This is a genomic window from Haemophilus haemolyticus (assembly GCF_003493605.1).
GTDB classification, from domain to species: domain Bacteria; phylum Pseudomonadota; class Gammaproteobacteria; order Enterobacterales; family Pasteurellaceae; genus Haemophilus; species Haemophilus haemolyticus_J.
In genome coordinates this window covers 50539-72520 of the sequence record NZ_QQKA01000002.1, presented here as the reverse complement: position 1 = coordinate 72520, position 21982 = coordinate 50539, and the positions used below count along the sequence as shown (strand labels likewise).

Genomic DNA, 21982 nt, shown 5'->3' with positions numbered 1-21982 from the left:
TTTGGAGTCATACTATGAGTTGTTGAATTAACAAATCAGGTATGCAGCGTATTATAATAATAAAATACAAAAATGCAACATTTTTTTAACAAATAATTTTTTGTTATTTAATTATGTGGATTTCTTGTATTGCTATTGACTAAATTACGCATTAATAAGGCGTAGTCTAAGTTGATATCTTGTGGTACGTCTAAGAACACAAAATGCCCATCACCTAGTGCTGCATCAACCGCTTCATTTTTACGATTTAGCATTTTTTCAATTTTGAAATTGATATTACCCTGAGGGGTCATCATTTCTACATCATCACCAAGTAGGAATTTGTTCTTCACCGCCACTTCAGCCATACCTTGTTCGTTACGTTTACCAGTAAATTCACCGACAAACTGTTGACGATCAGAAATAGAGTAGCCATATTCGTAATTTTGGTATTCATCGTGCGTATGACGACGTAAGAAACCTTCGGTATAACCACGATGAGCAAGGGATTCCAACGTATCCATTAAACTTTCATCAAATGGTTTACCCGCTACTGAATCATCAATGGCTTTGCGGTAAACTTGAGCGGTTCTTGCGCAGTAATAGAAGGATTTAGTACGGCCTTCGATTTTTAAAGAATGCACACCAAGTGCGGTCAATTTTTCTACGTGTTGTACGGCACGCAGATCTTTCGAGTTCATAAAGTAAGTACCATGCTCATCTTCAAAAGCGGTCATTTGCTCATCTGGTTTTTGTGATTCGGTGTAAAGGAAAACTTTATCCGTTACTGCACCTTCGCCCAAGGTTGGCGCTACATTTTTCACTTCAATTTGTTGAGCGGGATCGATTTTAGGCACGATGTTACCCACTTCATCCGTGGTACCTTCTTCCATTTTGTATTCCCAACGGCAAGCATTGGTGCAAGTACCTTGGTTTGGGTCGCGTTTGTTGATATAGCCAGAAAGTAAGCAACGGCCAGAATATGCCATACATAACGCACCATGTACGAAGATTTCGAGTTCGATATCGGGTACGTGTTGGCGAATTTCTGCGATCTCTTCAATGGACAATTCACGCGATAAAATCACACGAGTTAACCCCATTTGTTTCCAGAATTTTACCGTTGCCCAGTTTACGGCATTTGCTTGTACAGAAAGGTGAATATCAATATCTGGGAAGTTGTCACGCACCAACATAATTAAGCCTGGGTCAGACATAATTAAGGCATCAGGGCCCATGTCGATCACAGGTTGTAAATCTTTGATAAAGGTTTTGAGTTTGGAATTATGCGGTGCAATGTTCACCACTACATAGAATTTTTTGCCAAGCGCATGGGCTTCATCGATCCCGATTTTCAAATTGGTGTGATTAAATTCATTATTGCGTACACGTAAGCTATAACGAGGTTGTCCTGCATAAACGGCGTCTGCACCATAAGCAAACGCATAGCGCATATTTTTAAGGGAGCCAGCAGGGGAAAGTAATTCTGGTTTGAATTGGGTTGTCATAATATTCTCTTTTGTCTGATTTCAGGTCAGGGATTTGCGCTAGGCAAATCGTTAGGTCGGGTATTGTAGAGAAAATATTTGGCTTGTAAAGGAAAGTGCGGTTAAATTCTTAGTAGAATTTTATGTAAAATTTAACCGCTTAATAGGTTGTATTTAATTCCTCAAATCTTAGGATAGTAATTTATCTTTCGTTTCTGAAATAAACCATAATCCAATCAAGCTCAACGCAGCGTTTAGGGTTAAATAAATCCCCACACCTTTTAAGCCGTAGTGAGCATTCAGCGGTAAGGCAATGATTGCCGCAACACTTGCCCCGAATAAGCCTGCAATATTATAGGTTAAAGAAGCACCTGAATAGCGGGCGTGAGTAGGGAAGAGTTCAGGTAAAAAACTCGCTAATGGCCCATAGCCCATTCCAATTAACCCCATACCGATGAATAAAAACCAAAACAGACTGGTAGTTGTACCGTTTTCGAGAAATAACGGCAAGGATAAACCAAAAATCGCAACACCAACAGTTGTCCAAATGAGCCAAATACGACGACCAACTTTATCGATATATTTGCCCGAAGCGGCAATCATTATTGCCAAAGAAACCGCGCTTGCCATCAATAAAGCGGTAAAAATTTGCGGGGAAAATCCTAATCCCATTGCGTATCCTGCCTCTGAAACCGTTGGGGCAGATTTGGCGTAAATTTGGCTAAAGGCAATCATAATGTAGAACAGCACATAGCCTGCAATACAAATTAACATCCCCAAGAAAAACGGCTTGAAATGGGTTGTGAGAACTTCCCACATTGGTAAGCGTTTAGGTTTTGGCTTGTTAAGTGCCGCGAGGAAAATCGGGGCTTCAGTCAGTTTTAGGCGAACATATAAGCCAATTGCCACTAAGATAACGGAAGATAAAAACGGTATCCGCCACGCCCATTCAGCCATAGCTTCTTGCCCGAAAATTGCCGTAATGCCCAAGAACACGCCATTTGCTAACAACAAGCCAAGCGGGGCCCCCAGTTGTGGGAAAGTGCCATACCAACCACGTTTACCTTCGGGAGCATTTTCGACCGCAACTAACGCTGCACCGCCCCACTCTCCGCCTAAACCGATACCTTGCCCAATACGGCATAAACAGAGCAAAATTGTTGCCCAAATACCGATGCTGTCATAGGTTGGCAACAAACCGATAACCACAGTGGAAACGCCCATCAACAGCAAGCTCATCACAAAAGTATTTTTCCGCCCGAAACGGTCACCGAAATGCCCGAACAATATTGCTCCCAAAGGACGAGCAATAAAAGTGAGTGCTAAAGTGGAAAGGGCGGCAATCTGCCCTGAAAGTGGATCTACGGCATGGAAGAATTGATGGTTAAATACCAATACCGCAGCCATTGCGTAAATGTAGTTATCGAAATACTCAATTGCGGTGCCGACCATTGTTGCCGTCGCAACCTGTTTTAGACTATTTTGCGTATTCATCGCTTGCCTCCCGTAATGCTTTTGTTGCTGCTTTAACATTTTTTGCGTGACTGATGGCTGTAATTACTGCCACACCGTCTGCCCCAAATTCTCGTAAGGTTTTAACGTGAGCTAACTTCACTCCACCAATTGCCACAAGCGGTTTCGTTATGCCCGCATTTCGAAGAGTTTGAATAAACGCCATTCCTAGCGTTGGCTTCGGATTCTCTTTCGATTGCGTTGGGAAAATCGGTCCAATTCCAAAATAATCAATTTCCGCTAAATTTTCTCCAATATTCGCCTCATCTAAACGATTCACCGACCAACCAATAATCAGCGGTTTATCTGTTTTAGCTCGAATCTCTTGCACAGGCATATCGCTTTGCCCAACGTGAATACCATCCGCCTCGATTTCCAACGCCAAATCAACGTTGTCGTCCACAATAAACGGTACGCCATATTCACGGCACAAATCACGACAACTCATCGCCAATGCCTTCTGTGCTGAGGGCGTATGTTCTAACGAAAATTTGCCTTTATCCCGAAATTGAAAGCAGGTAATTCCGCCTTCTAACGCTTGTTTAAGCACGAATAATAAATTTTCTGACAAGTTCTCGCCCAAATGACGGCAATCTTGCGTGCCTGCCACAAAGTAAAGCGGTAAGATTTTTTGAATATTTTGCATCTTTCAATCCTTAAAGGCGACTGTAAGCCCAATGATTTGTAGGCCCGTGTCCATGCCCGATATTCAACGGGTAAGAAATCGCAGCGGTAATAAAATCTTTCGCTGTTTTTACCGCACTTTGCAACGGTTCGCCTTTCGCCAACTCTGCGGTTAAACAGGCAGAAAAGGTACAGCCTGTGCCGTGCGTATGAGGCGTATCAAAACGTGGACTTTGCAAAGCGAAATATTCGCCGTTTTGTAAAAGGATCCAATCTTGGCATTGTTGGTTTTGTGAATTGAGCGAATGTCCGCCCTTAATAATCACATTCTTCGCCCCCTGTTTTTGCAACGCTTTTGCGGCTTGTTGAATACTAGTATCGTCTACAATTGCAATGCCTGTTAAAGCCTCTGCTTCGGGAATATTTGGTGTAATCACGTCTGCCAATGGCAGCAATTTTTGGCTTAACGCACTCACCGCTTGATGTTGCAATAACGGTGCACCACCTTTGGCGATCATCACTGGGTCTAGCACCAGCGTGCCGAATGGTTTATCAACAAGGAAATCTGCCACGCATTCAATAATTTCTGCATTGCCCAACATGCCGATTTTGCAACTTGCAATTTGGAAGTCATTTTTGACCGCTTGCAGCTGGGCAGTAATGGTGTTGAGCGGAATAGTATGAATATCAAACACGCCAAGGGTATTTTGTGCCGTAACTGCCGTGATTACTGAAGTACCAAATACGCCTTGCATTTGGAAGGTTTTAAGATCCGCCTGAATGCCTGCCCCACCGCCACTGTCTGACCCTGCGATAGTTAAAACTTGTTTCACGTTACTCATTAATACGCCCTCTTTGTCTAATGATTTCAGGGGAAAGGGCAGCAAGTTCGTCCAACAAACGGATTTGGAATTGTCCCACTTGTGTGGTTAAGCTTTGTGCCGCACGCTCGCCAGCAATGGTGTATGCTACACAGGCTTCTAATGTCGCAGAAAAATAATTTCCTTCACTTACCGCTAAAAATGCAGCACACACCGCACTCAATAAACAGCCCGAAGCCGTGACTTTCGGGAACAATGGCGTGCCGTTGTGAATGGTCGCGGTTTGTGTGCCATCGCTGACAATATCCACCGCCCCACTAATCAACACCGTACAGTCATAGCGTTGAGTCACTTTCTCGGCAACGGCTTTTAAATCCACTTCGCCTTGCCCTGCATCCACACCTTTTGCCTGCCATTCCTCACCTGCAATCGCAGCCAGTTCGCCCGCATTGCCACGAATCAGGGCAAATTTTACCTCGGCTAACAGCTCTCGAACGGTCTCACGGCGATAGCTTGTTGCCCCTACACCCACAGGATCTAACACTACAGGAATTCCGACCTCATTTGCCGTTTTTCCTGCCTGCAACATCGCCTCCCGCTCCTTGCCAATCAGCGTACCGATATTAATGACTAACGCTTGACTGATTTTCGGCACTTCCTGCATTTCTTCGATATTTGCCGACATCAATGGCGAAGCTCCCAATGCCAACAAGCCATTGGCACTAAAATTCGCTGCCACAATGTTGGTGATGTTATGAATGAGCGGATTCTGCTCACGGATTTTGGATAGATAGATGGATTTCATTTTGTCTCCTGTTGTTATGCCAAATCTAACCCCATTTGCCAAAACGCAATTTCCATTCTGGTTGCGGTGGTGAAAATCTGTTGAATCTCGGCAAGTTGGCTTGGGTTTAGCGGTTTGCAAAGTGCGGTAAGAAAATCAACGGTTTCTTGGGCGGATTGTTGAAATTCCTCGCTCGTATAGGTGTCAATCCACGTTTGATAAGGGTTGTTCGGTAAGCGAGGATAATGTTGAGTAATGTAACGGGCAACTTGAGCGTAACCCAAAGCACAAGGGGTCACGGCTGCATAAAGCTCAGCTAAACCGCCCGTCATGCCGCAATCAAGCAAATAGCGGGTATAAGCAATACAAGCGGCACTTTCTTGAGTAGCAAAAATCTCTTGTTCGCTAATGCCCCATTGGCGGCAATAATTTAAATGCAATTGAATTTCTTGGCAGAGTATCTCTAACGTTTTGCGAGGAATTTCCATTTCCGCAAAATTTTTTGCTTTATATACACCCAAAGCAAAGGCTCGACTATAGTGGAACAGATAGAGGTAATCCTGCTTCAAATAATGCTGAAAACAAGCTTTTGGCAGCGTACCTTTTGCGAGCTGTTGCACAAATTCGTGTTCAATATATTGTTGCCAATAAGGCTGAGCTTGTTGAATGAGTTGTTCAATCATCTTTTTTCCTTATTTAATTTCTACCGCATATTCTTTCAACGCTAAGGCTTTTGGAATTAAGCCTTTTTGTTGCATAAATTCTGCCATTTGTTGATAACGTTTAACGTCTAATTGGCGAGGTTTATTGGCTAAGAAGGGGAGCGTGTCTTTCCACGCTAGTTGGTTTAATGGCGTGTTGAGTTCGTTCGGTTTATAGCTTACAAAAGCTTGCCACGCTTCATTGGGGTGAGCTTGCAGATAGCTTGTGGCTTGTTCAAGTGCGGTCAAAAAGGCAGATGTTTTTTTATCTGTTACGCTGTTTTTATTAGCAACTAGAATCAATTCATCATAAGCAGGCACGCCATATTGTTCAGGGAAGAATGCGATACCTTCTTGCTTTTCTAAAGCAAGCTGATTGAGTTCAAAATTACGAAATGCACCAATCACCGCATCCACTTGTCCAGTTAAAAGAGAGGGCGAAAGCGACCAATTCACGTTCACCAATTTTACGTCTTGGTTGCTGAGTCCGATGGAATGGAGCATGGTATCGAGCAACACATCTTCAAAGCCACTAACTGAATAGCCTACTTTTTTCCCTTTCAGATCGGCAAGCGTTTTGATCTTACTATTTTTGAGCACCACTACGCTATTTAATGGGCTGGAAATCAGAGAGCCGACACGCACTAAAGGTAATCCTTCTGCAACTTGTTGATAAAGTTGAGGTTGATAATTAATAGCTAAGTCTACTTTTCCTGCGGCAACCAATTTAGGCGGTAGCGATGGATCAGCGGGTTCGATAATATCGACGTCTAAGTTATTTTTTTCAAAAAAGCCTTTTTGTTGAGCAACGATGATTGCTGCGTGGTCAGGGTTTACATACCAATCAAGCATTAAGCTAATTTTCTCTCTTGCTAAACTGGTAAAACTGGCGGTGAGTCCCATTAAAAGACTGAAATAACGGATGATTTTCTTCATTTTTGTCTCCTTTTGTCATGAAGTGTTAAACGTGCCAAATAAAACGGCGTAGTAGCCAATCGATGCTGAAATATAAACAAAGCGAAATTGCCACTAAGATCAGCAACGCAGCGAACATTAAATCTACCTGCATACGAGCATTGGCGTGGATCATCAAATAGCCAAGCCCTTCTGATGAACCCACCCATTCTCCAACTACAGCACCAATTGGTGCGACTGAAACGGCAATACGAAAGCCCGATACAAATGCAGGCAATGCAGCAGGTAATCGCACTTTGAGTAATAAACGCAAAGGGGAAATGTTAAAGGTTCTCGCCAAATCGAGCCACGCTTGTGGGGTGTTGCGTAGTCCATCATAACAAGCTGCCGTGACAGGGAAGTAGATAATCAGCACCGACATCACAATTTTGGATGCCATTCCATAGCCAAACCACAACACCAACAACGGTGCAATAGCAAACACAGGAATCGCTTGCGAAATGACCAAAATCGGCAATAACACAGCGGAAATTTGACGAGAAAATGAGAGCAACAACGCCGAAATCAACCCAAATAGAAAGCCTAGCAACAGCCCTAAGCAGATTTCTAACAACGTAACTTGCGTATGCTGCCAAAGCAGTTCAGCGTGTGTGAACAACTGCTGCCCTACAGCTTGCGGTGAGGGAAAAATGTAGTGTGGAAAGCTGCCCAAGGTTGCAACCATTTGTCAGATCATCAACAACACGCCAACAATTAAAAGCGGTTTAAGTAGGCGAATTTTCATTGTTCGCCCCCTAATTCCTGCAATAATTGTTGCTGCAACGCCCATAAATTGGCTTGATGCAACTCACGCGGGGCGTTACCTTCGGGCAAAATTACCGCCGATAATGCTGATTGATTAGGCTGTGGTGAACGTAATACAAAAATACGTTGGCTTAAGCGCAATGCTTCTTGAGGATCATGGGTAACTAATAATACAGATTTATTTTTTAGTAGTTCATGGGTCAAGTTTTGTAATTGGTAACGACTAATCGCGTCAAGAGCAGAGAATGGTTCATCAAGTAAAACTAAATCAGCGTTTTGCATTAATACTCGAGCGAGCGCCACTCTTTGTTTTTGTCCTCCAGATAATTGAGCACAGTTTTTATGCAGATGCTCTGACATACCCACTTGTTCAAGTAGTGCTTTTGCTTGAAGAGTTGTTTTTGCAGATTTATTCCCAAATAGTACGTTTTCTAATTGGACGTTATCAACAATTGAAAGCCAGGGATAAAGGGTATCTTTTTGTGGTAGCCATGCCACTCGAATATTAGGATGAAAGATGATATTACCTTGGATTTTCCCTTGTGTATCAAGCCCTGCAATTAATCTTAAAAGCGTTGATTTACCTACACCAGAGCAGCCAAGTAAACTCACCCATTCATTAGGCAAAAGCGTTAAGTCAAGGTGTTTAAATAGTACCTGCTTACCAAAAGCAAGACTAAGATCCTGAATATGCACCATCGCATTAACCTAAGGATTAATGGCTAAAGGTAACGACAGAAAAGGAATGAAAATAGGTATGAAGAATGAGAAAGTATTTTGGCATATTAGTTTCCTACGTCAGTGCTAACTGTTTCAGGTTCACGGGTATCATCTCAGCCACCTTGTGGCACCCCGACTAAAAGTAGGAAAAATTCTATACTGCAATGAAAAATAAAACAAGGCTGAATTTTATTGGCTTTGGTTTATGATTTTTTAGAAAAACTAAATTTATAAAAAATGCCTTTCCGATTTTATACTTCGGAAAGGCATTGAAATTGAATGCGGTTTTATCCATTAGATATTTACACTATTTCTAAATAATACCGCAGAAATTAACCGCACTTTTTCATTTAAATGATTATTTTACGCGGGAGACATATTCGCCAGAACGAGTATCTACTTTGATTACCTCACCGATTTGAACGAAAAGAGGCACTTTTACTACTGCGCCAGTGCTTAATGTTGCTGGTTTACCGCCAGTACCTGCTGTATCGCCTTTAAGGCCAGGGTCTGTATCGACGATTTCTAATTCAACAAAGTTTGGTGGAGTAACAGTAATTGGCGCACCATTCCATAAAGTCACGATACAATCTGCTTGGTCTAATAACCATTTTTCTGCATCACCTACAGCTTTTGCATCAGCAGAGTATTGTTCAAATGTTTCTGGGTGCATGAAATACCAGAATGCATCGTCTTTGTATGAATAAGTTAAGTTAAGATCCATAACATCAGCAGCTTCAACCGAAGTACCAGATTTGAAGTTTACGTCTAATACTTTGCCTGAAATTAATTTACGAATACGAGTGCGGGTGAAAGCTTGACCTTTACCTGGTTTTACAAATTCATTTTCAACGATTACGCAAGGTTCACCGTCTTGCATAAATTTTAGACCTGGTTTGAAATCACTGGTAGTATATGTAGCCATATTTTTAATATCCTAAAAATTAGAGATGGTTTGAAAAGTGCGTATTTTAACCCAAGAACCCATCATTAGAGAAGAACAAAATTGGCTCATAATTCTAAAAAATGCGATTTCAGATCCTAAATTATTGCTAAAAGCCTTAAATTTACCAGAAGATGATTTTGAGCAATCCATTGCTGCGCGGAAACTTTTTTCACTCCGTGTACCACAACCTTTCATTGATAAAATAGAAAAAGGCAATCCGCAAGATCCTCTTTTCTTGCAAGTGATGTGTTCTGATCTAGAGTTTGTGCAAGCCGAAGGATTTAGTACGGATCCCTTAGAAGAAAAAAATGCCAATGCGGTGCCGAATATTCTTCATAAATATCAAAACCGCTTGCTCTTTATGGCGAAGGGTGGTTGTGCGGTGAATTGTCGTTATTGCTTCCGCCGACATTTTCCTTACGATGAAAACCCGGGAAATAAAAAAAGCTGGCAACTGGCATTAGATTACATTGCCGTGCATCCTGAAATTGAAGAAGTGATTTTTTCAGGTGGCGATCCTTTAATGGCGAAAGATCATGAGTTAGCGTGGTTAATAAAACATTTGGAAAACATACCGCACTTACAACGTTTGCGTATTCACACTCGTTTGCCTGTTGTGATTCCGCAACGGATTACTGATGAATTTTGTACCTTATTAGCAGAAAGTCGTTTGCAAACTGTTATGGTGACACACATTAATCACCCAAATGAAATTGACCAAGTTTTTGCTCATGCGATGCAAAAATTAAAAGCCGAGAATGTCACGCTTTTGAATCAATCCGTTTTGCTAAAAGGCGTGAATGATGATGCGCAAATTCTAAAAATATTGAGCGATAAACTTTTTCAAACAGGCATTTTGCCTTATTACTTGCATTTGCTAGATAAAGTGCAAGGGGCGAGCCATTTTCTGATTAGCGATATCGAGGCTATGCAAATTTATAAAACCTTGCAATCTCTGACTTCTGGCTATCTTGTTCCTAAACTTGCACGAGAAATTGCGGGCGAGCCAAATAAGACTTTATACGCAGAATAAGATCCGATAAAATACGCCTAATTTTCTCGCCGCACTTTTGGGCTTCTCAATTTTGTGGCTAATTAATATGAATAAGAACAAGCATCAGGGGCAATCCAGTGAATTCTATGGATAAAAATGAACAATCATCTCAAAATGAATTAGATTTAGGGCTTAATCAAGAGCCAATTACACCAAAGAAAACAATTCAGCCAAGTTCGTCAATTTTAGGTAAAGCAAAAGGGTTATTTGCCAAAAAAAATCACGTGCAAACTAACTTTCAGCAACGTAAAGAACCCACTTTTGGGCATACTCCTGCTCAAGAAAGCACACCTTTTATTTCTAGCGAAACATTGAGAACGGAACAAGAGCCAGTTCTTCAAACTTCTTCCACAGAAGAAAATATTTCTGTTGTTGATGAAGAAATCAGTGCTGAAAATAACGCTGATGAAATCGTCGAAAAGGCTGAAAAACCCACTTTAGCCCAACCAGAAAAATGGAAAGTATTACAAGTATTGCCAGCAAAACATCGTCGTTTGTTTATGGCTATTTTTGTGTTGGTTATTTTATTGATTATTTTCTTCGCATTAAAACCAAGTTCTGACACCGTTGAGTCTTTCACTCAATCTAACAGTAATGAAATTCCTGTGCAGTTCCAATCGTTAGATCAAAGTCAGCCAGTGGAAACCACGATTTTAGATAATCCTCTTGCACAAAATCAGATGGCAGCAGAGCAAGCTAACCAACCTGAAAATGCACCAAAAGCAGAGGAATCGGCGAATAATACGACTGCTCAAAACCCATTAGTAGAAAATACGCCAATGCAACAAAATGTTGTTCAAGCTCCAATTCAAATGCCAAATGAAATAGCTGCGGCATCTGTTATGCCTATGCAAGCAGCTCAAGCGGAACAACCTCAAATGCAACCTGCACAAACGCAAACAGAACAGCCAAAACCAACTGTGCCTGTTCAGCCGATGAAAAAAGCGGTAGAGCCACAAGTTGTGCATAAAGATACCGCGAAAAAAGAAGTGAAAATGGCGGAGAAAGCACAGGCTCCATCAAAAGCAACGGAACAAAGCGTCGCTAAAACCGCAGGAAAAGCACCGATTGTTGAAGCCAAACCTGTTCAAGTTAAAAAAGAAAAGAAAGTTCAAATCGTTGATGCAAAACCTGTGAGTAAATCTACAGCTTCTCGCCTTGCTGCAAAAACATTAACTGTGCCGAAAGGTGTTTCACTGATGCAAGTCTTCCGTGATAATCAACTTAATATTTCCGATGTAAACGCAATGAGCAAAGCGGCAGGGGCGGGAAACGTTTTAAGTAGCTTTAAATCTGGCGATAAAGTAACGGTATCTGTGAATAATCAAGGGCGAGTAAATGAAATGCGTTTATCCAATGGCGCGCGTTTTGTTCGTCAATCTGATGGTTCTTATCAATATAAAAAATAATTTTTTGGGCGAGTAATCGCCTTTTTTCTTTTTAAGTTCTTTTCTCAAGGTAGGATTTATGTTGAAAAAAATACCTCTTATTTTTACCGCACTTTTGCTGTCTGGCTGTACACAAAATGCGAGTGTGACACCCACCCAAACGCAAAAAATGCAAGTAGAAAAAGTGGATAAAGCCTTACAAAAAGGCGAAGCTGACCGATATTTATGTCAAGATGATAAAGTTGTTCGTGTTGTACACGCTACGCATAAAAAATACAAAAAAAATTTGCATTATGTCACTGTCACTTTTCAAGGCGTATCAGAAAAACTAACCTTAATGATTTCTGAACGTGGTAAAAATTACGCCAATATTCGTTGGATGTGGCAAGAGCGTGACGATTTTAGTACGCTAAAAACAAATCTTGGCGAAATTTTAGCGGTGCAATGTGTGTCACAAACAAGTGAACGCTTATCTGGACAATAATCGTGCAAAGCGAACTTCAACGTGGTTTTGTTTTGCATCGCCGCCCTTACAGTGAAACGAGTTTATTGGTGGATTTATTCACTGAAGAAAGTGGACGTTTAACAGTCATTGCAAAAGGGGCTCGTGCAAAGCGTTCATCTTGGAAGTCGGTCTTGCAACCTTTCACACCTTTATTGTTGCGTTGGACGGGAAAAAACGCATTAAAAACCCTTACCAAAGCTGAATCCGCCGCAATTACATTGCCTTTACAACAAATCGCCCTTTATAGTGGCTTTTATGTAAATGAATTACTCACTCGTGTTATTGAGTCTGAAACGCCAAATCCTGCGCTATTTCAACATTATTTAAAATGCTTAACGGGCTTGGCAACGGAAACTAACGTTGAGCCAACGTTGCGTCTTTTTGAATTTCAACTTTTACAAATCCTCGGTTACGGCGTGGATTTTCTGCATTGTGCGGGGTCTGGCGAGCCAGTGGATTTCTCAATGACATATCGTTATCGTGAGGAAAAAGGTTTCATCGCGTCTTTAGTGAAAGATAATCTCACTTTTTACGGCAGAGATTTGTTAGCCTTTGAAGCCCTTGATTTTTCTGATGATGCGGTACGTCAAGCAGCAAAACGTTTTACTCGTATTGCACTGAAACCTTATCTTGGCGATAAACCATTAAAAAGCCGAGAGTTATTCACTCAAAATATTTTACTTTTAAAATAATGATTCTTCTTTATACCCCAAAGCAAAAAACAAAAAATGTTCAAACCATTACGGCTGATATTCTCGATTTAGATTATCAAGGCTTAGGCGTGGCGAAAATTAATGGTAAAACTTGGTTTATTGAAAATGCACTTCCGCACGAAAAAGTGGAATGTCGTATTCTGGAAGATAAACGCCAATATGGGCATGCTATGGCAAAAAAATGGCTAATAAAAAGCCCTGAACGTTTAGCACCAAAATGTGCTCACTTTATGCGTTGTGGTGGTTGCCAAGGGCAGCATATTCCGATTGAAATGCAGAGGAAAGCGAAAGAATCCGCATTGTTTAAGCGATTAAGTAAGTTACAGTCAGAGCCGATTTCATTTCAACCTATGATTTGTGGCGACGCTTGGGCATATCGTCGTCGTGTGCGTTTGAGTTTATGGTTTAATCCAAACACAAAACAAGTCGAAATGGGCTTTCGTCAGAAAAATACCAATGATTTAATTACCGTTCAATCTTGCGAAGTGGCAGAACCTGCAATTAATTATTTACTACCTAAATTAACCGCACTTTTAGAACAATTCTCTGCGCCGAAACAGCTTGGGCATATTGAACTTGTGGCGGCCGATAATGGCGTTGCAATGTTGTTACGTTATACGAAAAATCTTGCAGAAATTGACCGCACTTTATTGCTCAAATTTGCTGAACAAGAAAAGTTAATGCTGTTTTTACAAAGCGATGAAGGCATTGAACAAATCTATGGCGATGCACCTTATTATCAATTTTCTGATGGCATAAAATTACATTTTGATATTCGTGATTTTATTCAAATAAATCGTGTATTAAATGAACGTATGGTCAATACTGCGTTGGATTGGCTTGAATTGAGCCAACAGGATTGTGTATTGGATTTATTTTGCGGCATGGGAAATTTTACGCTTCCTCTTGCCAAACGCGTAAAAAGTGCGGTAGGAATTGAAGGTGTTTTTGAAATGGTACAAAAAGCGGAGCAAAATGCCGTAAGAAACCAAATCAAGAATATTTCATTTTTCCAAGCGGATCTTGACCAATCCTTTGTTGAACAACCTTGGGCGCGTCAGTCGTTTAATAAAATTTTGCTTGATCCTCCACGCAGTGGCGCAGCTTTCGCGTTAAATGCTTTGTGCGAGTTAAAAGCAGAGAAAATTTTATATGTGTCTTGTAATCCCGCAACATTAGTGCGCGATGCGGAGATTTTACGTGATTTTGGCTACAAGATTGAAAAAAGTGCGGTGATAGATATGTTCCCTCATACGGGGCATTTGGAGACGGTAGTACTATTGTCCAAACTCGATGTCGATAAGCATATAGATGTTGAAATTAAGCTGGATGAGCTTGATTTGACAAGTGCTGAAAGCAAGGATACTTATGCACAAATCAAAGAATATATATTGGAAAAATTCAATTTAAAGGTTTCGACACTCTATATTGCACAGATTAAAAAGAAATGTGGTATTGAATTAAGGGAGCATTATAATAAATCAAAAAAAGAGAAACAAGTTATTCCACAATGCACACCGGAAAAAGAGGAAGCTATCATGGATGCTTTAAGGCATTTTAAGATGATCTAATAGAAAAGATACTAATTCAAGTTAAAAATTATATGGTAAAGGAGAGTGAATGTATGGAAAGTATTAATGTTGAATGTCAGGTATTTACTCCTCGCAATATTGTCATTGAGATATTAAATCAAGCTGGATATATAGAAAAGCTATATGGGAAAAAGGTCCTAGAAAATTCTTGTGGTGATGGAGCTTTTCTCGTTGAAATTGTTGATAGATATATAGTAGATTGCTTAAAACAAAATTTTACTAAAAATAAGATAATCTATGGATTGGAAAATGATATATATGGAAATGAAATAGATGAAAAACACAAAACAAATTGTATAGATAATTTAAATAAGGTAGCACAAAAATATAACATTGATTATGTTAAATGGAATATTGTTCAGAATGATTTTTTGAAAAGCTTTATTAGTGAAAAATTTGACTTTATTATTGGAAATCCGCCGTATATAACATATTCAGATCTGAATAAAACTACAAGATCTTTTATTAAAAAAAATTTTACAGTTTGTTCAGAAGGGAAACCAGACTATTATTATGCTTTTATTGAAAGATCTATTAAAGCATTAGCAGATGATGGTAAATTGGCTTATCTGATTCCTAATAACATTTTTAAGAATAGATTTGCAGATAGATTGCGCGTTTTTATGTTACCTTATTTATCAGTAATAGTTGATTATACAACAGAAAAACTATTTGAAAATAAATTAACTTCGTCTGCTATTATTATTTGTAATGGTACACAGCACAATAACGATATCCGATATGTAGATAAGGTGAAAAAGCGAGAAATAAAAATGCATAAAAATAATTTAACGCATAAGTGGATTTTCAGAAAAAAAGAAGTTGCTAAAGAAAACAAGAAAAGAAAATTTGGTGATGATTTTAATGCGATGTGTCCTATTGCCACGTTATTAAATGAAGTATTTATACTAAAAAAATATGAAGAGTGTGATGAATATATATTGGTTAATGGATATAAAATTGAAAAAACGATATTAAGAGAGGCTGTTAGCCCACGATCATTACAGTATGGCCGAAAAGAATTTTTGATTTTTCCATATTCTTATAGAGATAATAATATATTGCGTTATGAGGAATTAGGGTTTATACAAGAATTTCCAGGAGCATACAGCTATTTAAAATTTTTTATTGAAAAATTAAATAAGCGTGATAAAGATGAAAATGCAAAATGGTTTGAGTTTGGAAGATCACAGGCATTAAGTCGTCTTAATCAAGAAAAGTTATTGTTATCTACTTTGATAACAGAAGAAGTTAAAATACATCACATTTCTCGAAATCAAGTTCCATATTCTGGGATATGTATATATCAAAAAGGAGATTTGTCATTAGAAATTGCAGAAAAGATTTTGAAAAGTGATGATTTTTTAAATTATGTTTATGATATAGGGATTAATGCTAGTGGAACAACAATGAGGATTACAGCAAGAGATGTTATGAATTTTGAATATACTTTGGATTAGGAAGGGAAATAACCATGGCGAAGATATCATTCAATGTAGATGCTTATACAGCTCGTTTAATAGGACGAGAAAATGTATCAAAATTAAACGGTGCCATAATTGAATTAGTTAAAAACACATATGATGCAGATGCTACGATTTGTGTCTTGTATTATGAAAAAACAACTAATTCGTTATATATCGCAGACAATGGCTGCGGTATGACAAAGGATGTCATTATAAAACATTGGATGACTATTGGAAGATCGACAAAAAAGAAACAATTTATTAGTAAATCAGGTCGAGTACAAACTGGAGCAAAAGGAATTGGAAGGTTTGCTTTAGATAGGATATCTGATACATGTGAAATGTTTACTGTTTCTGCGGAAGGAAAGTTAATTTGGAAGGTTGATTGGGAGGATTTTTCAAAGAGTGATAATATTACAGATGTAACAGCAGATTTATATGAACCAACTTTATCAATAGATGGGTTTCTTGATGAAGTTATAAATTACGAAGTAAAAAATATAATATTAAATAACTTAAAAAACACGGGAACTATTTTTAGGTTAACTTCTTTAAGAGACTCATGGAATGATAATGTTATAAAAAAAATCAAGGACGATTTAACAACATTAATACCATATGAAATGAAAAATGAATTTCGAGTATATTTTTTTGATGAAAAAAGTTCTGCCGAAGATGCGGAGGTATTAAATATTACAAATGCTTTTTCTTATGATTATAAAATCAGATTTAATGTTCTAAGTGATGGAGACACTCATATTGAGATACATAGAAATGAATTTGACTTTGGAGATAGATTTGATGAAATAATTACACAAGCTGAATTCACCTCAGAAGATGAACAGTATTTTAAAGAAAAATGTATTTGTATAGAAACAAACTTTGCGCAGATGTTACCAAAACGTGGGGAGCAGTTGAAAAATACGATAGGAGAATTTTCTGGAGTTTTGTATTTTGAAAAGGTGACTTATTCCAAAACAGATGCAGAAAGATATTTCTACAAAACATCTAATAATCGTAATATTAAAAGCGATATTTTTGGAGGAATTAAAATATATAGAGATGGTTTTAGGGTGAGGCCTTATGGAGAACCTAAAACATCTGATTATGATTGGCTACTGATAGCGGGTAGAAAAAACAAATCCCCTGCTGCACCTTCCCACCAAACAGGCGCATGGCGTGTTAATACTGATCAAATAATTGGATCAATTTTTATTTCTCGTATGAATATTACATTACCAGATCAATCCAACAGAGAAGGTATTGTAGAAACAAAGGAATTCATATTGTTAAAAGAATTTTTAATTAATGTGATTCAGGAATTTGAAAAAGACAGACAATATGTTTTTCGTAAGTTAGATGCTCGCTATGATAAAATAATGGAAGCTGCAAGGATACAAGATGAAATTAATAAGAAGGCAGAAGAAGCAAAAGCAGCAAGAGAAGAGAAGAAATTTTTAAGTGATAGCAAGGATTTTAATCAAGAGCTACAATTATCTAAAATCTCAATAAATCCAGAAGAGGCTAAAATTGTTTTAGATCATAAAGATACAGTTATTAGAAACTTAGAAGATGAGAATAGATTGCTAAGAACATTAGCTACAACGGGTATAGTCACTAACACTTATGTCCACGAAATTAAAGATATAACTCATAAGCTAAGCAGAAAGATTGTTATGGCTAAAGAAGCTTTGGAATTAGATAGTGACTTGCAAGCTGGGTTAAAATATGTAACTGAAGCTAATGTAATGAGAGAATCATTAAATTCATGGTTCAAGGTAACAATAGGTTCTGTAACACGTGATAAAAGAACTATGAAAAAAACAGATTTAAATCTTCTGATATCACAGACTGTAAAGTTATGGAAAGAAACACTTAAAAACGTTTCAATAGATTTAGAATTTCAAGGATCAGAAATACAATTAAAATGTTTTCCTTATGATATTGAAAGCATTTTTAGTAATCTGATTGCTAATAGTGTTAGTTCTTTTGAATCCTATTTTTCAGACAATAAGAGTATAAAAATTGTAGTATCTGACTTAGAAAAAGAAATTATTATCAAATACAGCGATTCTGGACGAGGGTTATCTCTTGCCTATAAAAATAATCCAAGGAAAATATTAGAACCTATGGAAAGTGATAGAAGAAATGAAATGGGAGAAACTATTGGCACTGGTATGGGGATGTGGATTATAAATAGAACTGTTGCTGACTATAATGGAAGTATAGATTTATCCGATAATTCGAAATATACTTCTGGATTCTATGCCACTATAAAATTAATAAAGAAATAGAAGTGGAGGACTGACATGTATAGAATAGGATTTATTGATGATGATCAAGATTCATATGAGGATTATCGAGTACGTTTAGCAAGAAAAGATATTGAATTACTATATCCAAATGGCATTACTGAAATGCCAGAAATGATAGAGTGGCTTTTATCTAATGGTATTAAATGTTTTATTATAGACTATAAACTTAACAATAAATTTAAGTTTTTGGGAACTGAATTAATTGCTTACATAAATGCGAAAGTCCCTGATTTACCGTGCTTAATATTAACTAATTACCCTGAAGAATCAATACGTGAGAATTTAGTAATTATAAATTTGATTGAAGATAGAAATGTTTTATCTGCAGATGATATAGAAGAATTTGTAAAAAAAATCAAACAGGCTGTTGATGTTTTTGAAAATAGGTTACGTAAATATCATATCGACTATGAGGAACTGCTCAAAGCAAAGAAAAATGGTTCTATATCAGCAATAGAAGAGGAACAATTTATAGATCTGTATAAATTATTACGCGCATATGGTGAAGTAGATGACTTGCCAATTCAGCTTTTAAGTAGCGAAGTTAATCAGAAAATTGATGAAATACTTGGAAGAGTAAATATTTTGGTAGAGAAAGTCGAAAACAGGTAAAAGTTATGCGAATACATGGAGAAAATGAAATTAGTAGAAGCATTGGTGTAAATCAAGAAAATGACTATAAAAAATATGTTCCTCAGTTGAGAGAAGACTTTAAACATATATGCGGTTATTGTGGTAAACCTGAAGAGGTTGCAACAAAAGGTTTTGAACCAGATCATTTCGTTCCAGATAGAATAGATTCAAGTAGAAAACTTGATTATTCAAATTTAGTATATTCTTGTTTCACATGCAATAGAAAGAAACTTGGCAAATGGCCAACAAAAAATAAAGATAAACCCAATGATGGAAATGTTGGATTTGTAGATCCGACATTAAAAGAGTATGACTTACATTTAGGCAGAGATAAAGATGGTAATATTGAATTCTATACAAATGTTGGAGAATATATGTATAAGAATGCGTTTAGGTTTGATATACGGCCGATGAAGGAAATATGGAAAATTAGTCAATTGATTAATGCAAAGGAAAATTTACTTAAAATCAAGGATAAGCTCACATCAGAGGAATTGATAAAATATTTAGAATTAGATAAGGCTATAGAGGAGTTGAAGAAAATATTATTCGAAAAAAAAGAGTAATCAGATATGATTGCAGTTTTGACTAGCCATTAAAGCTATGAAATTGATGATGTATCATGATATAAATTTATATAAAAACAAATGTTGATATATTAGTGTATATACGATATGTGGAATCGATAACCTTATTCACTACAAAATAACTCGATTATTCGGTACAATGTCCGCCCAAAATAGAAGCAACAGGAAGTTGCTTGCTCTTCATCAATAAGGGGATGTTATGGTTGCTGTTCGTGGTTCTCATTTGTTAAATCCGCAGGATTTTGTGATTGAACAATGGTGCGCTGGCTTAAAACTGGCAGAACAAACAGAAAAAAGTTTGATCGATGCGTGGTATTACGCACGTGACTTAATGAGCACTCATCCCAATGAAATGAAGAATGCTACCTTGATGCTCCAGTCTGGCGTGGAAATGGTAGAAATTTTGCACGAACTTAATATGGATGCGGAAACCCTGCTTACTGCAATGCTGTTTCCTATCGTTGCAAATAAATTAACAGACTGGGAAAGCCTAAAAGAAAAATTTGGTGCGAAAATCACTAAATTGCTCAAAGGCGTGTTGGAAATGGATAACATCCGTCAACTCAATGCCAGCCATTCCGCTAATGCCTTACAAGTGGATAATGTTCGCCGTATGTTGTTGGCGATGGTGGATGATTTCCGCTGCGTGATTATTAAACTTGCCGAACGTATTACTTTCTTGCGTGATGCAGAGCATCGTTGTGCAGAGGAAGGCAAAGTTCTTGCCGCCAAAGAATGTTCTAATATTTACGCCCCTCTTGCCAATCGTCTTGGGATTGGTCAGTTGAAATGGGAGTTAGAGGATTACTGCTTCCGTTATCTCCATCCTGAACAATATCGCGCTATTGCTAAATTATTGCAGGAACGTCGTCTCGATCGAGAACATTACATTGCTGATTTCGTTAGTGAGTTGAGCGGTTATTTACGCGAAAATCTTGAACAAGTGGAAGTGTACGGTCGTCCGAAACATATTTATAGCATTTGGCGCAAAATGCAGAAAAAGCATCTTGAGTTTAGTGGTTTATATGATGTAAGAGCGGTCAGAATTATTGTGCAAAAATTGCAAGATTGTTATACCGCACTTGGGATTGTTCATACTCAATTTAAACACTTACCCAAAGAATTTGACGATTATGTCGCTAACCCGAAACCGAATGGTTATCAATCTATTCATACTGTTGTTTTAGGTAAAGGTGGCAAGCCAATTGAAGTGCAAATTCGAACTCAACAAATGCATGATGATGCAGAGTTGGGCGTGGCTGCTCACTGGAAATATAAAGAGGGCAATACAGGCAGTATGTCTGCCTATGAAGAAAAAATTTCGTGGTTGCGTAAATTGTTAGCTTGGCAAGATGATATTACGGATTCAGGCGAAGTGATGGCTGAGTTGCGCAGTCAAGTGTTTGATGACCGTGTATATGTGTTTACGCCAAAAGGCGAAGTGGTGGATTTGCCAACGGGATCTACACCATTAGATTTTGCTTACGCCATTCATAGTGAAATTGGTCATCGCTGTATCGGGGCAAAAGTGGCGGGGCGTATTGTGCCATTTACCTACCAGCTACAAATGGGTGATCAAATCGATATTATTACCCAGAAAAATCCGAACCCGAGCCGTGACTGGCTAAACCCAAATTTAGGATTTACTCACACTGCAAAATCTCGAGCCAAAATTCAAGCGTGGTTTAAAAAACAAGATCGCGATAAAAATATTCCAGCGGGTAAAGAATTACTCGATAATGAATTAGCGCGTTTAAATTTAAGTATTAAGCAAGTGGAACCTTATGCGTTACCACGCTATAACTTGAAAAATTTGGACGATCTTTATGCGGGCATTGGCAGTGGCGATATTCGTTTAAATAACTTAATCAATTTCTTGCAAAGTAAATTGATTAAAGTGACCGCTGAAGAGGCTGATCAAGAAATTTTACGCCATGTTGCTAACAAAAGTGCGGTGAATTCTCAGCAGAAATCTGAGAAAAAAAATGGCTATGTGATTGTGGAAGGTGTGGGCAATCTTATGCATCATATTGCACGTTGCTGCCAACCTATTCCTGGCGATGCGATTGTTGGTTATATCACAATGGGGCGTGGAATTTCTATTCACCGAGCGGATTGTGAACAATTCTTAGATTTGCAAGCGGCTCATCCAGAACGCGTAGTGGAATCAATTTGGGGCGAAAATTACGCAAGTGGTTTCCATATTAATATCCGTATTGTGGCAGGCGATCGCAATGGCTTATTGCGTGATATTACGACGGTTCTGGCAAATGAAAAAATTAGCGTATTAGGAGTGTCAAGCCGTGCTGATACCAAAAAACAGCTTGCTACGATTGATATGGAAATTGAACTCCATAATGTTGAAAGTTTAAGTAAAATATTGGCTCGATTAGCAAAATTAGATGATGTTATCGAAGCGAAACGTTTATAAAAATA

General features: G+C 38.3%; 19 protein-coding genes, 1 pseudogene and 1 riboswitch. Of the genes and pseudogenes, 10 read left to right on the top strand and 10 right to left on the bottom strand.

Annotated features, from left to right (window positions below; genetic code table 11):
- Window positions 1–107 precede the first annotated feature (107 nt).
- The 10 genes from trhP to efp form a co-directional block, all read right to left on the bottom strand.
- Window positions 108–1487, bottom strand: a complete 1380-nt coding sequence (gene trhP, locus DV424_RS01915) for a prephenate-dependent tRNA uridine(34) hydroxylase TrhP (RefSeq protein ID WP_118858880.1) — start codon at window positions 1485–1487, stop codon at window positions 108–110.
- Between the two features lie 168 nt (window positions 1488–1655).
- Complete coding sequence (locus DV424_RS01910; RefSeq protein ID WP_118858879.1) at window positions 1656–2960, bottom strand: MFS transporter; 1305 nt, start codon at window positions 2958–2960, stop codon at window positions 1656–1658.
- Window positions 2944–3624, bottom strand: coding sequence for a thiamine phosphate synthase (gene thiE, locus DV424_RS01905; protein WP_118858878.1), 681 nt, complete (start codon window positions 3622–3624; stop codon window positions 2944–2946). The genes DV424_RS01910 and thiE overlap by 17 nt, the downstream gene beginning before the upstream one ends.
- A gap of 10 nt (window positions 3625–3634) precedes the next feature.
- Window positions 3635–4444 (bottom strand): bifunctional hydroxymethylpyrimidine kinase/phosphomethylpyrimidine kinase, encoded by an 810-nt coding sequence (thiD, locus tag DV424_RS01900; RefSeq protein WP_105898246.1) that lies wholly within the window; start codon window positions 4442–4444, stop codon window positions 3635–3637.
- Window positions 4437–5228 (bottom strand): hydroxyethylthiazole kinase, encoded by a 792-nt coding sequence (gene thiM / locus DV424_RS01895; RefSeq protein WP_118858877.1) that lies wholly within the window; start codon window positions 5226–5228, stop codon window positions 4437–4439. The genes thiD and thiM overlap by 8 nt, the downstream gene beginning before the upstream one ends.
- A gap of 14 nt (window positions 5229–5242) precedes the next feature.
- Window positions 5243–5890, bottom strand: a complete 648-nt coding sequence (tenA, locus tag DV424_RS01890) for a thiaminase II (RefSeq protein WP_005666624.1) — start codon at window positions 5888–5890, stop codon at window positions 5243–5245.
- A gap of 9 nt (window positions 5891–5899) precedes the next feature.
- Complete coding sequence (locus DV424_RS01885; RefSeq protein ID WP_118858876.1) at window positions 5900–6844, bottom strand: ABC transporter substrate-binding protein; 945 nt, start codon at window positions 6842–6844, stop codon at window positions 5900–5902.
- A 25-nt stretch (window positions 6845–6869) separates the two neighbouring features.
- Window positions 6870–7547 carry an ABC transporter permease gene (locus DV424_RS01880; protein ID WP_239993566.1) on the bottom strand — a complete coding sequence of 226 codons (678 nt, stop codon included), beginning with the start codon at window positions 7545–7547 and terminating at the stop codon, window positions 6870–6872.
- A 56-nt stretch (window positions 7548–7603) separates the two neighbouring features.
- Entirely contained in the window at window positions 7604–8326 is a 723-nt protein-coding gene (locus DV424_RS01875; RefSeq protein WP_118858875.1) for an ABC transporter ATP-binding protein, read from the bottom strand.
- 74 nt (window positions 8327–8400) lie between these two features.
- Window positions 8401–8492, bottom strand: a riboswitch (TPP riboswitch).
- 213 nt (window positions 8493–8705) lie between these two features.
- Entirely contained in the window at window positions 8706–9272 is a 567-nt protein-coding gene (efp, locus tag DV424_RS01870; RefSeq protein WP_005635150.1) for an elongation factor P, read from the bottom strand.
- A 37-nt stretch (window positions 9273–9309) separates the two neighbouring features.
- Here efp and epmB point away from each other — a divergent pair, with 37 nt between their 5' ends.
- From epmB to relA, 10 genes and pseudogenes are all read left to right on the top strand, one after another.
- Window positions 9310–10326, top strand: a complete 1017-nt coding sequence (gene epmB, locus DV424_RS01865) for an EF-P beta-lysylation protein EpmB (protein ID WP_118858874.1) — start codon at window positions 9310–9312, stop codon at window positions 10324–10326.
- 98 nt (window positions 10327–10424) lie between these two features.
- Window positions 10425–11756, top strand: coding sequence for an opacity-associated protein OapA (oapA, locus tag DV424_RS01860; protein ID WP_118858873.1), 1332 nt, complete (start codon window positions 10425–10427; stop codon window positions 11754–11756).
- Between the two features lie 58 nt (window positions 11757–11814).
- Window positions 11815–12219: an MliC family protein gene (locus tag DV424_RS01855; RefSeq protein ID WP_118858872.1), complete on the top strand. Its 405-nt coding sequence runs from the start codon at window positions 11815–11817 to the stop codon at window positions 12217–12219.
- 2 nt (window positions 12220–12221) lie between these two features.
- Window positions 12222–12932 (top strand): DNA repair protein RecO, encoded by a 711-nt coding sequence (gene recO / locus DV424_RS01850; RefSeq protein ID WP_118858871.1) that lies wholly within the window; start codon window positions 12222–12224, stop codon window positions 12930–12932.
- Window positions 12932–14239, top strand: a pseudogene (gene rlmD / locus DV424_RS01845) (23S rRNA (uracil(1939)-C(5))-methyltransferase RlmD); the annotation flags it as partial. The gene recO and the pseudogene rlmD, both read left to right, overlap by 1 nt.
- Before the next feature lie 338 nt (window positions 14240–14577).
- Window positions 14578–16005, top strand: coding sequence for an Eco57I restriction-modification methylase domain-containing protein (locus DV424_RS01840; RefSeq protein WP_118858869.1), 1428 nt, complete (start codon window positions 14578–14580; stop codon window positions 16003–16005).
- 14 nt (window positions 16006–16019) lie between these two features.
- Window positions 16020–18305 (top strand): sensor histidine kinase, encoded by a 2286-nt coding sequence (locus DV424_RS01835; protein ID WP_118858868.1) that lies wholly within the window; start codon window positions 16020–16022, stop codon window positions 18303–18305.
- Window positions 18306–18320: 15 nt separating this feature from the next.
- Complete coding sequence (locus DV424_RS01830) at window positions 18321–18938, top strand: chemotaxis protein (protein WP_118858867.1); 618 nt, start codon at window positions 18321–18323, stop codon at window positions 18936–18938.
- Window positions 18939–18943: 5 nt separating this feature from the next.
- Complete coding sequence (locus DV424_RS01825; RefSeq protein WP_118858866.1) at window positions 18944–19525, top strand: HNH endonuclease; 582 nt, start codon at window positions 18944–18946, stop codon at window positions 19523–19525.
- 220 nt (window positions 19526–19745) lie between these two features.
- The gene (relA, locus tag DV424_RS01820) at window positions 19746–21977 is read left to right on the top strand and encodes a GTP diphosphokinase (protein ID WP_118858865.1); all 2232 of its coding nucleotides are present in this window, start codon (window positions 19746–19748) and stop codon (window positions 21975–21977) included.
- The last annotated feature ends 5 nt before the right edge of the window (window positions 21978–21982 follow it).